The 11582-nt window shown below is 55.2% G+C and carries 10 protein-coding genes and 4 pseudogenes; 11 read left to right on the plus strand and 3 right to left on the minus strand.

The features are described 5' to 3' along the window. Positions 1-42: 42 nt before the first annotated feature. From fecB to GPJ68_RS16230, 6 genes and pseudogenes are all read left to right on the plus strand, one after another. Positions 43-945: a Fe(3+) dicitrate ABC transporter substrate-binding protein FecB gene (gene fecB / locus GPJ68_RS16205; protein WP_004118241.1), complete on the plus strand. Its 903-nt coding sequence runs from the start codon at positions 43-45 to the stop codon at positions 943-945. Then, a complete protein-coding gene (fecC, locus tag GPJ68_RS16210; RefSeq protein WP_180836868.1) occupies positions 942-1940 on the plus strand; it encodes an iron-dicitrate ABC transporter permease FecC in 999 nt (332 codons plus the stop codon). The genes fecB and fecC overlap by 4 nt, the downstream gene beginning before the upstream one ends. Next, positions 1937-2893 (plus strand): Fe(3+) dicitrate ABC transporter permease subunit FecD, encoded by a 957-nt coding sequence (gene fecD / locus GPJ68_RS16215; RefSeq protein ID WP_004118246.1) that lies wholly within the window; start codon positions 1937-1939, stop codon positions 2891-2893. The genes fecC and fecD overlap by 4 nt, the downstream gene beginning before the upstream one ends. Then, positions 2894-3661 carry a Fe(3+) dicitrate ABC transporter ATP-binding protein FecE gene (gene fecE / locus GPJ68_RS16220; protein ID WP_004152282.1) on the plus strand — a complete coding sequence of 256 codons (768 nt, stop codon included), beginning with the start codon at positions 2894-2896 and terminating at the stop codon, positions 3659-3661. Between the two features lie 53 nt (positions 3662-3714). Beyond that, positions 3715-4053, plus strand: coding sequence for an IS66 family insertion sequence element accessory protein TnpB (tnpB, locus tag GPJ68_RS16225; protein ID WP_029497456.1), 339 nt, complete (start codon positions 3715-3717; stop codon positions 4051-4053). 49 nt (positions 4054-4102) lie between these two features. Continuing rightward, positions 4103-4360: pseudogene (locus GPJ68_RS16230) on the plus strand (IS66 family transposase); the annotation flags it as partial. 22 nt (positions 4361-4382) lie between these two features. Here the strand turns inward: GPJ68_RS16230 and GPJ68_RS16235 are convergent. Next, entirely contained in the window at positions 4383-4595 is a 213-nt protein-coding gene (locus GPJ68_RS16235; protein ID WP_072041631.1) for an EAL domain-containing protein, read from the minus strand. 238 nt (positions 4596-4833) lie between these two features. On the opposite strand from GPJ68_RS16235, the gene lacI reads away from it, so the two are divergent. The 4 genes and pseudogenes from lacI to GPJ68_RS16255 all read left to right on the plus strand — a co-directional run. Continuing rightward, the gene (lacI, locus tag GPJ68_RS16240) at positions 4834-5916 is read left to right on the plus strand and encodes a DNA-binding transcriptional repressor LacI (RefSeq protein WP_048998167.1); all 1083 of its coding nucleotides are present in this window, start codon (positions 4834-4836) and stop codon (positions 5914-5916) included. 122 nt (positions 5917-6038) lie between these two features. Then, positions 6039-9110 (plus strand): beta-galactosidase, encoded by a 3072-nt coding sequence (gene lacZ, locus GPJ68_RS16245; RefSeq protein ID WP_180836870.1) that lies wholly within the window; start codon positions 6039-6041, stop codon positions 9108-9110. A 51-nt stretch (positions 9111-9161) separates the two neighbouring features. Then, on the plus strand, positions 9162-10415 hold the full coding sequence (gene lacY, locus GPJ68_RS16250) for a lactose permease (protein ID WP_015572119.1): 1254 nt from the start codon (positions 9162-9164) through the stop codon (positions 10413-10415). A 65-nt stretch (positions 10416-10480) separates the two neighbouring features. Further along, positions 10481-10621 (plus strand): annotated as a pseudogene (locus GPJ68_RS16255) (maltose acetyltransferase domain-containing protein); the annotation flags it as partial. A gap of 14 nt (positions 10622-10635) precedes the next feature. On the opposite strand, the pseudogene GPJ68_RS25240 reads toward GPJ68_RS16255, so the two are convergent. Further along, positions 10636-11137 (minus strand): annotated as a pseudogene (locus GPJ68_RS25240) (IS1 family transposase). Beyond that, complete coding sequence (locus tag GPJ68_RS25245; protein WP_000179213.1) at positions 11056-11331, minus strand: IS1-like element transposase; 276 nt, start codon at positions 11329-11331, stop codon at positions 11056-11058. The pseudogene GPJ68_RS25240 and the gene GPJ68_RS25245 overlap by 82 nt, the downstream one beginning before the upstream one ends. A gap of 92 nt (positions 11332-11423) precedes the next feature. Between GPJ68_RS25245 and GPJ68_RS25405 the strand changes: the two are divergent. Continuing rightward, positions 11424-11549: pseudogene (locus GPJ68_RS25405) on the plus strand (Tn3 family transposase); the annotation flags it as partial. Positions 11550-11582 lie beyond the last annotated feature (33 nt).

Below are 11582 nucleotides of genomic sequence, written 5' to 3' on the forward strand. Positions count from 1 at the left end.
TGTTAACGCCCGGCTTGCCGGGCTTTTAGCTGGAATGTGACTATGTTGGCATTTATCCGTTTTCTTTTTGCAGGCCTGCTGCTGGTGATCGGCCACGCCTTTGCCGCCACGGTTCAGGACGAACACGGCACGTTTACACTCGATAAAACGCCACAACGGATTGTGGTGCTGGAACTCTCGTTCGCCGATGCGCTGGCCGCCGTGGACGTCAGCCCGATCGGTATTGCCGACGATAACGATGCAAAACGCATCCTGCCCGAAGTGCGTGCGCACCTGAAACCGTGGCAGTCCGTCGGAACGCGCGCGCAGCCGAGCCTGGAAGCCATTGCTGCCCTGAAACCAGACCTGATCATTGCCGACAGCAGTCGCCATGCGGGGATTTACACCGCCTTGCAGCAAATCGCGCCGGTACTGCTGCTTAAGTCCCGCAACGAAACCTACGCTGAAAATTTGCACTCAGCGGCTATCATCGGCGAAGTGGTAGGTAAAAAACGAGAGATGCAGGCGCGTCTGGAACAACATAAAGAGAAGATGGCGCAGTGGGCCAGCCAGCTTCCCACAGGGACACGCGTGGCCTTTGGCACATCACGCGAACAGCTATTCAACCTGCATACCCAGGAGACCTGGACCGGCAGCGTGCTGGCTTCTCTGGGGCTGAACGTTCCCGCTGCGATGGCGGGCGCGTCCATGCCGTCCATCGGCCTGGAGCAACTGCTGGCGGTCAATCCTGCCTGGCTGCTGGTTGCCCACTATCGCGAAGAGAGCATTGTTAAACGCTGGCAACAAGATCCGCTCTGGCAGATATTAACCGCCGCGCAGAAGCAGCAGGTTGCTTCAGTCGACAGTAACGCCTGGGCGCGGATGCGCGGTATTTTTGCCGCAGAGCGTATTGCCGCTGACACGGTAAAAATCTTCCACCATCAGCCGCTTACCGATGTGAAATGACCGCGCTAAAACACCCGGTGCTGCTGTGGGGGCTTCCCGTTGCAGTACTTATTATTATTTTCTGGCTGAGTCTGTTTTGCTACTCGGCCATTCTTGTTTCCGGAGCAGACGCAATCCGCGCCCTGCTGCCTGGACACACGCCAACGCTACCAGAAGCGCTGGTGCAAAACCTTCGTTTGCCGCGAAGCCTGGTCGCCGTTCTGATCGGCGCAAGCCTGGCGCTCGCGGGCACGCTGCTGCAAACCCTGACCCACAACCCAATGGCCTCTCCTTCACTGCTCGGCATTAACAGCGGCGCGGCGCTGGCTATGGCGCTTACCAGCGCGCTGAGTCCGACGCCGGTTGCAGGCTATTCCCTGTCGTTCATCGCGGCATGCGGGGGCGGCGTGAGCTGGCTGCTGGTCATGACCGCAGGAGGCGGGTTTCGTCATACCCAGGACAGAAACAAACTGATCCTCGCGGGTATCGCGCTGTCGGCCTTTTGTATGGCCCTGACCCGCATCACCCTGCTGCTGGCCGAAGATCATGCTTACGGCATCTTTTACTGGCTGGCAGGCGGAGTGTCCCACGCCCACTGGCAGGATGTCTGGCAGCTCTTGCCGGTGGTGGTCACTGCAGTCCCTGTCGTGTTGCTGCTGGCGAATCAACTGAACCTGCTCAACGTCAGCGACAGTACCGCCCATACGCTGGGAGTGAACCTGCCGAGACTACGTTTGATCATCAATATGTTAGTGCTGCTTCTGGTTGGCGCGTGCGTCAGTGTGGCAGGTCCGGTGGCGTTTATCGGCCTGCTGGTGCCACATCTGGCGCGCTTCTGGGCAGGCTTCGATCAGCGCAACGTACTGCCGGTGAGCATGCTGCTGGGGGCCACGCTGATGCTGATGGCAGATGTACTCGCACGCGCGCTGGCCTTCCCCGGCGATCTGCCCGCAGGCGCAGTGCTGGCGCTGATTGGCAGTCCTTGCTTTGTCTGGCTGGTGAGGAGGCGAGGATGAAAATTGCGCTGGTCATTTTCATCACCCTTGCCCTGGCAGGCTGTGCGCTGTTATCACTCCATATGGGGGTGATCCCCGTGCCGTGGCGCGCGCTGCTGACCGACTGGCAGGACGGACGCGAGCATTATTATGTATTGATGGAGTACCGACTGCCGCGCTTGCTGCTGGCACTGTTTGTCGGTGCAGCCCTCGCCGTAGCGGGCGTGCTGGTACAGGGGATTGTGCGTAACCCGCTAGCATCACCGGATATTCTCGGCATTAACCATGCCGCCAGCCTTGCCTCTGTGGGAGCACTGCTTCTTATGCCATCACTATCCGTGATGGTGCTGCCGCTGCTGGCCTTTGCGGGCGGTATGGCGGGGTTGATCTTGCTGAAGATGCTGGCAAAGACCCACCAGCCGATGAAGCTGGCGCTCACCGGCGTGGCGCTTTCCGCCTGCTGGGCGAGCCTGACGGATTACCTGATGCTCCTGCACCCGCAGGATGTAAACAGTGCCCTGCTGTGGCTGACGGGTAGCTTATGGGGGCGCGACTGGCACTTTGTGAAGATTGCCGTGCCGTTGCTCATTCTGTTTTTGCCGCTGAGCCTGCGCTTTTGTCGCGATCTCGACCTGCTGGCGCTGGGCGATGCACGAGCAGCCACGCTCGGCGTGTCGGTTCAGCGCACCCGGTTCCAGGGGCTGATGCTGGCTGTCGCGATGACAGCAACCGGCGTGGCCGTCTGTGGCCCGATAAGTTTTATTGGTCTCGTCGTGCCGCACATGGTGCGCAGGATCGCCGGCGGGCGTCACCGCTGGCTGATGCCCGTTTCGGCCCTGACGGGCGCGTTGTTGCTGGTCATTGCCGATCTGCTGGCACGAATCATTCATCCGCCGCTGGAGCTTCCGGCAGGCGTGCTGACCGCCATTATAGGCGCACCGTGGTTTGTCTGGCTGCTTGTGAGAATGCGATAAATGAGATTACGTACTGAAAATCTGACCGTCAGCTATGGCGCACAAACCGTGCTGGATGGACTTTCTCTCGCCCTGCCTGCCGGAAAAATCACGGCCCTGCTCGGCCCTAACGGTTGCGGGAAATCGACGCTGTTGAACTGTTTTTCTCGCCTGTTAACACCAGACTCTGGCGAGATATTGCTTGATGAAAAACCCATAGCCGGTTTTTCCGCCCGCCAGCTGGCTCGCCGCCTGGCTTTACTGCCGCAACACCATTTATCCCCCGAGGGGATCACTGTACGGGAACTGGTTTCCTACGGCCGCAGCCCGTGGCTGTCGTTGTGGGGGCGACTCTCCGCGGAAGACAACGAGCGGGTCAACGTGGCAATGAGTCAGACCCGGACGCGCAATCTGGCTGACCGCAGGTTAACCCAGCTTTCCGGCGGCCAGCGCCAGCGTGCGTTTCTGGCGATGGTGTTGGCACAGGATACCCCACTCATTCTTCTTGATGAGCCTACGACCTACCTCGATATCAATCATCAGGTTGAACTGATGCGCCTGATGGTTGAACTCAAAAGGCAGGGGAAAACCGTAGTGACGGTACTCCACGATCTGAATCAGGCCAGCCGCTATTGCGATCATCTGGTGGTACTGGCAAGCGGTCGCGTGATGGCGCAAGGTGCTCCGGAAGCAGTGATGAAACCAGAGCTTCTAAAGACGGTGTTCAGCGTAGAAGCGGAAATCCATCCCGAACCGGTATCTGGCAGACCCATGTGTGTGGTGAAGTAGTCTGGCGAAGTCATAAGGATCATCACAGGACAGATAAAGGAAGTGATAACCACCTGCCAACAGGCACCAAAATCTGGCTGGTTGCCGGTATCACCGACATGCGCAACGGCTTCAATGGTCTCGCCGCAAAGGTGCAGACGATGCTGAAAGATGACCCGATGTCCGGCCATGTCTTCATCTTCCGGGGCCGCAGCGGCAGTAAGGTCAAACTGCTGTGGTCCACCGGCGACGGGCTGTGCCTGCTGACCAAACGGCTGGAACGCGGCCGCTTCGCCTGGCCCTCTGCCCGCGATGGCAAAGTGTTCCTGACCCCGGCGCAGCTGGCAATGCTTCTGGAAGGCATCGACTGGCGGCAGCCTAAAAGACTGCTTACGTCCCTGACCATGTTGTAGGCCTCTTTATCCTGGTTGTCGTTGAATAAGCCTGGTAAAATGCGGGCTTATGAACAACACCTACCCTGACGACATCCTTCTGCTGAAACAGCGCCTGTCCGAACAGGAAGCGCTGAACCGCGCCCTGCTGGAAAAGCAGGCCGACCGGGAGCGCGAAATAGACCATCTGCAGGCGCAGCTGGATAAGCTTCGCCGGATGAACTTCGGCAGTCGTTCTGAATAAATCTCCCGCCGCATCGCGCAGATAGAAGCCGACCTGAACCGGCTTCAGACAGAAAGCGATACGCTGACGGGTCGGGTTGCCGATACGGGCCGGGCCCCGTATCGTTTTAACCCTGAATATTCATCGCAGATATTGTTTCGGGTTTTCCGGTATACCAGCCCTGAACTAGGTAACCGGGGCCAAGAGAACGGACGAATTCAAACTGTCCTGGCGTTTCCACCCCTTCAAACACCAGTGGTTTGCCAGTACCACGTAACCCTTTCACCACAGAAACAAGTAGCGCTCGCTTCACCGGGTCATCAATATTGGCAATAAAAATACGGTAATGCTGTCAACCTGTTGATGACTATTTTAATCTGTAGTCATTCAATCCTTGTAACATCAGGATGATCCTGGTGTCAGTGAAAATACGAAATCAACACGTTGGTATCATTACCCACCTGTGAACTGACGTCGGCATTTTGAATCTCACTTCGGCGTGCCCCCTCCGAATGGCGCAAAACATTTCGTGGTATGGCATGATAGCACCCGAAGAGAGTCAATTCAGGGTGGTAAATGTGAAACCAGTAACGCTATACGATGTCGCAGAGTATGCCGGTGTCTCTTATCAGACCGTTTCCCGCGTGGTGAACCAGGCCAGCCACGTCTCTGCGAAAACGCGGGAAAAGGTGGAAGCGGCGATGGCGCAGCTGAACTACATTCCCAACCGCGTGGCACAACAACTGGCGGGGAAACAGTCGTTGCTGATTGGCGTTGCCACCTCCAGTCTGGCCCTGCACGCGCCGTCGCAAATTGTCGCGGCGATTAAATCTCGCGCCGATCAACTGGGTGCCAGCGTGGTGGTGTCGATGATAGAACGAAGCGGCGTCGAAGCCTGTAAAGCGGCGGTGCACAATCTTCTCGCGCAACGCGTCAGTGGGCTGATCATTAACTATCCGCTGGATGACCAGGATGCCATTGCTGTGGAAGCTGCCTGCGCTAATGTTCCGGCGTTATTTCTTGATGTCTCTGACCAGACTCCCATCAACAGTATTATTTTCTCCCATGAAGACGGTACGCGACTGGGCGTGGAGCATCTGGTCGCATTGGGTCACCAGCAAATCGCGCTGTTAGCGGGCCCATTAAGTTCTGTCTCGGCGCGTCTGCGTCTGGCGGGCTGGCATAAATATCTCACTCGCAATCAAATTCAGCCGATAGCGGAACGGGAAGGCGACTGGAGTGCCATGTCCGGTTTTCAACAAACCATGCAAATGCTAAATGAGGGCATCGTTCCCACTGCGATGCTGGTTGCCAACGATCAGATGGCGCTGGGCGCAATGCGCGCCATTACCGAGTCCGGGTTGCGCGTTGGTGCGGATATCTCGGTAGTGGGATACGACGATACCGAAGACAGCTCGTGTTATATCCCGCCGTTAACCACCATCAAACAGGATTTTCGCCTGCTGGGGCAAACCAGCGTGGACCGCTTGCTGCAACTCTCTCAGGGCCAGGCGGTGAAGGGCAATCAGCTTTTGCCCGTCTCTCTGGTGAAAAGAAAAACCACCCTGGCGCCCAAGACGCAAACCGCCTCTCCCCGCGCGTTGGCCGATTCATTAATGCAGCTGGCACGACAAGTTTCCCGACTGGAAAGCGGGCAGTGAGCGCAACGCAATTAATGTGAGTCAGCTCACTCATTAGGCACCCCAGGCTTTACACTTTATGCGTCCGACTCGTATGTTGTGTGAAATTGTTAGCGGATAACAATTTCACACAGGATACAGCTATGACTATGATTACGGATTCACTGGCCGTCGTATTACAACGTCGTGACTGGGAAAACCCTGGCGTTACCCAACTTAATCGCCTTGCAGCACATCCCCCTTTCGCCAGCTGGCGTAATAGCGAAGAGGCCCGCACCAATCTCCCTTCCCAACAGTTGCGCAGCCTGAATGGTGAGTGGCAATTTGTCTGGTTTCCGGCACCAGAAGCGGTTCCGGAAAGCTGGCTGGAGTGCGATCTTCCTGTCGCCGATACTGTCGTCGTCCCCTCAAACTGGCAGATGCACGGTTACGACGCGCCCATCTACACCAACGTGACCTATCCCATTACGGTCAATCCGCCATTTGTTCCCACGGAGAATCCGACTGGTTGTTACTCGCTCACATTTAATGTTGATGAAAGCTGGCTACAGGAAGGCCAGACGCGAATTATTTTTGATGGCGTTAACTCGGCGTTTCATCTGTGGTGCAACGGGCTCTGGGTCGGTTACGGCCAGGACAGCCGTTTGCCGTCTGAATTTGACCTGAGTACATTTTTACGCGCCGGAGAAAACCGCCTCGCGGTGATGGTGCTGCGCTGGAGTGACGGCAGTTATCTGGAAGATCAGGATATGTGGCGGATGAGCGGCATTTTCCGTGACGTCTCGTTGCTGCATAAACCGAGCACGCAAATCAGCGATTTCCATGTAGCCACTCACTTTAATGATGATTTCAGCCGCGCTGTACTGGAGGCAGACGTTCAGATGTACGGCGAGCTGCGCGATGAGCTGCGGGTGACGGTTTCTTTGTGGCAGGGTGAAACGCAGGTCGCCAGCGGCACCGCGCCTTTCGGCGGTGAAATTATCGATGAGCGTGGCGGTTATGCCGATCACGTCACCCTACGTCTGAACGTCGAAAACCCGAAACTGTGGAGCGCCGAAATCCCGAATCTCTATCGTGCGGTGGTTGAACTGCACACCGCCGACGGCACGCTGATTGAAGCAGAAGCCTGCGATGTCGGTTTCCGCGAGGTGCGGATTGAAAATGGTCTGCTGCTGCTGAACGGCAAGCCGTTGCTGATTCGCGGCGTTAACCGTCACGAGCATCATCCTCTGCATGGTCAGGTCATGGATGAGCAGACGATGGTGCAGGATATCCTGCTGATGAAGCAGAACAACTTTAACGCCGTGCGCTGTTCGCATTATCCGAACCATCCGCTGTGGTACACGCTGTGCGACCACTACGGCCTGTATGTGGTGGATGAAGCCAACATTGAAACCCACGGCATGGTGCCAATGAATCGTCTGACCGATGATCCGCGCTGGCTACCCGCGATGAGCGAACGCGTAACGCGAATGGTGCAGCGCGATCGTAATCACCCGAGTGTGATCATCTGGTCGCTGGGGAATGAATCAGGCCACGGCGCTAATCACGACGCACTCTATCGCTGGATCAAATCTGTCGATCCTTCCCGCCCGGTACAGTATGAAGGCGGCGGAGCCGACACCTTCGTAACCGATATTATTTGCCCGATGTACGCGCGCGTGGATGAAGACCAGCCCTTCCCGGCTGTGCCGAAATGGTCCATCAAAAAATGGCTTTCGTTGCCTGGAGAGACGCGCCCGCTGATCCTTTGCGAATACGCCCACGCGATGGGTAACAGTCTTGGCGGCTTCGCTAAATACTGGCAGGCGTTTCGTCAGTACCCCCGTTTACAGGGCGGCTTCGTCTGGGACTGGGTGGATCAGTCGCTGATTAAATATGATGAAAATGGCAATCCGTGGTCGGCTTACGGCGGTGATTTTGGCGATACGCCGAACGATCGCCAGTTCTGCATGAACGGTCTGGTCTTTGCCGACCGCACGCCGCATCCGGCGCTGACGGAAGCAAAACACCAGCAGCAGTTTTTCCAGTTCAGTTTATCCGGGCGAACCATCGAAGTGACCAGCGAATACCTGTTCCGTCATAGCGATAACGAGCTCCTGCACTGGATGGTGGCGCTGGATGGCAAGCCGCTGGCAAGCGGTGAAGTGCCTCTGGATGTCGCTCCACAAGGTAAACAGTTGATTGAACTGCCTGGACTACCGCAGCCGAAGAGCGCCGGACAACTCTGGCTAACGGTTCACGTAGTGCAACCGAACGCGACCACATGGTCAGCAGCCGGACACATCAGCGCCTGGCAGCAGTGGCGTCTGGCGGAAAACCTCAGCGTGACACTCCCCTCCGCGCCCCACGCCATCCCGCAACTGACCACCAGCGAAACGGATTTTTGCATCGAGCTGGATAATAAGCGTTGGCAATTTAACCGCCAGTCAGGCTTTCTTTCACAGATGTGGATTGGCGATAAAAAACAACTGCTGACGCCGCTGCGCGATCAGTTCACCCGCGCACCGCTGGATAACGACGGCGTAAGTGAAGCGACCCGCATTGACCCTAACGCCTGGGTCGAACGCTGGAAGGCGGCGGGCCATTACCAGGCCGAAGCAGCGTTGTTGCAGTGCACGGCAGATACGCTTGCCGACGCGGTGCTGATTACCACGGTCCACGCGTGGCAGCATCAGGGGAAAACCTTATTTATCAGCCGGAAAACCTACCGGATTGATGGAAGTGGTCAAATGGCGATTACCGTTGATGTTGAAGTGGCGAGCAATACGCCACATCCGGCGCGGATTGGCCTGACCTGCCAGCTGGCGCAGGTAGCAGAGCGGGTAAACTGGCTCGGATTAGGGCCGCAAGAAAACTATCCCGACCGCCTTACTGCGGCCTGTTTTGACCGCTGGGATCTGCCATTGTCAGACATGTATACCCCGTACGTCTTCCCGAGCGAAAACGGTCTGCGCTGCGGGACGCGCGAATTGAATTATGGCCCACACCAGTGGCGCGGCGACTTCCAGTTCAACATCAGCCGCTACAGTCAACAGCAACTGATGGAAACCAGCCATCGCCATCTGCTGCACGCGGAAGAAGGCACATGGCTGAATATCGACGGTTTCCATATGGGGATTGGTGGCGACGACTCCTGGAGCCCGTCAGTGTCGGCGGAATTCCAGCTTAGCGCCGGTAGCTACCATTACCAGTTGCTCTGGTGTCAAAAATAATAATAACCGGGCAGGCCATGTCTGCCCGTATTTCGCGTAAGGAAATCCATTATGTACTATTTAAAAAACACAAACTTTTGGATGTTCGGTTTATTCTTTTTCTTTTACTTTTTTATCATGGGAGCCTACTTCCCGTTTTTCCCGATTTGGCTACATGACATCAACCATATCAGCAAAAGTGATACGGGTATTATTTTTGCCGCTATTTCTCTGTTCTCGCTATTATTCCAACCGCTGTTTGGTCTGCTTTCTGACAAACTCGGGCTGCGCAAATACCTGCTGTGGATTATTACCGGCATGTTAGTGATGTTTGCGCCGTTCTTTATTTTTATCTTCGGGCCACTGTTACAATACAACATTTTAGTAGGATCGATTGTTGGTGGTATTTATCTAGGCTTTTGTTTTAACGCCGGTGCGCCAGCAGTAGAGGCATTTATCGAGAAAGTCAGCCGTCGCAGTAATTTCGAATTTGGTCGCGCGCGGATGTTTGGCTGTGTTGGCTGGGCGCTGTGTGCCTCGATTGTCGGCATCATGTTCACCATCAATAATCAGTTTGTTTTCTGGCTGGGTTCTGGCTGTGCACTCATCCTCGCCGTTTTACTCTTTTTCGCCAAAACGGATGCGCCCTCTTCTGCCACGGTTGCCAATGCGGTAGGTGCCAACCATTCGGCATTTAGCCTTAAGCTGGCGCTGGAACTGTTCAGACAGCCAAAACTGTGGTTTTTGTCACTGTATGTTATTGGCGTTTCCTGCACCTACGATGTTTTTGACCAACAGTTTGCTAATTTCTTTACTTCGTTCTTTGCTACCGGTGAACAGGGTACGCGGGTATTTGGCTACGTAACGACAATGGGCGAATTACTTAACGCCTCGATTATGTTTTTTGCGCCACTGATCATTAATCGCATCGGTGGGAAAAACGCCCTGCTGCTGGCTGGCACTATTATGTCAGTACGTATTATTGGCTCATCGTTCGCTACCTCAGCACTGGAAGTGGTTATTCTGAAAACGCTGCATATGTTTGAAGTACCGTTCCTGCTGGTGGGCTGCTTTAAATATATTACCAGCCAGTTTGAAGTGCGTTTTTCAGCGACGATTTATCTGGTCTGTTTCTGCTTCTTTAAGCAACTGGCGATGGTTTTTATGTCTATTCTGGCGGGCAATATGTATGAAAGCATCGGTTTCCAGGGCGCTTACCTGGTGCTGGGTCTGGTGGCGCTGGGCTTCACCTTAATTTCCGTGTTCACGCTTAGCGGCCCCGGCCCACTTTCCCTGCTGCGTCGCCAGGTGAATGAAGTCGCTTAAGAAATTAATGTCGGATACGGCGCGAGCGCCTTATCCGACCAACTTATCAGGACGGAATGTTAAAAATGAACATGTCGATGACAGAAAAAATAAAAGCAGGCAATCTATTTACCGATATGTGCGAAGGCTTACCTGAAAAAAGACTTCGTGGGAAAACATTAATGTATGAGTTCAATCACTCGCATCCATCAGAAGTTGAAAAAAGGGTAATGACTCCAACTTATTGATAGTGTTTTATGTTCAGATAATGCCCGATGACTTTGTCATGCAGCTCCACCGATTTTGAGAGCGACAGCGACTTCCGTCCCAGCCGTGCCAGGTGCTGCCTCAGATTCAGGTTATGCCGCTCAATTCGCTGCGTATATCGCTTGCTGATTACGTGCAGCTTTCCCTTCAGGCGGGATTCATACAGCGGCCAGCCATCCGTCATCCATATCACCACGTCAAAGGGTGACAGCAGGCTCATAAGACGCCCCAGCGTCGCCATAGTGCGTTCACCTAATACTTGCGCAAACCGTCTTCCGGAGCCTGTCATACGCGTAAAACAGCCAGTGCTGGCGCGATTTAGCCCCGACATAGCCCCACTGTTCGTCCATTTCCGCGCAGACGATGACGTCACTGCCCGGCTGTATGCGCGAGGTTACCGACTGCGGCCTGAGTTTTTTAAGTGACGTAAAATCGTGTTGAGGCCAACGCCCATAATGCGGGCAGTTGCCCGGCATCCAACGCCATTCATGGCCATATCAATGATTTTCTGGTGCGTACCGGGTTGAGAAGCGGTGTAAGTGAACTGCAGTTGCCATGTTTTACGGCAGTGAGAGCAGAGATAGCGCTGATGTCCGGCAGTGCTTTTGCCGTTACGCACCACCCCGTCAGTAGCTGAACAGGAGGGACAGCTGATAGAAACAGAAGCCACTGGAGCACCTCAAAAACACCATCATACACTAAATCAGTAAGTTGGCAGCATCACCCATTTTTGTGCATTACGTCGCATGTATATTCCTCGTTAAAATACAGGCGGGGCTGAATAAAGGTGAGGCTCGCAATGCCCTTGCGCGAGCGGTCTTTATGCATCGGCTGGGTGAAATCAGAGATCGGGGGCTGGAGAATCAGAGCTATCGAGCCAGCGGTCTGAGGGGTTTGAGGTCCAATGATGTAAAAAACCAC

The sequence above is a fragment of the Citrobacter sp. 172116965 genome, from assembly GCF_013458095.1.
Lineage (GTDB): Bacteria > Pseudomonadota > Gammaproteobacteria > Enterobacterales > Enterobacteriaceae > Citrobacter > Citrobacter braakii.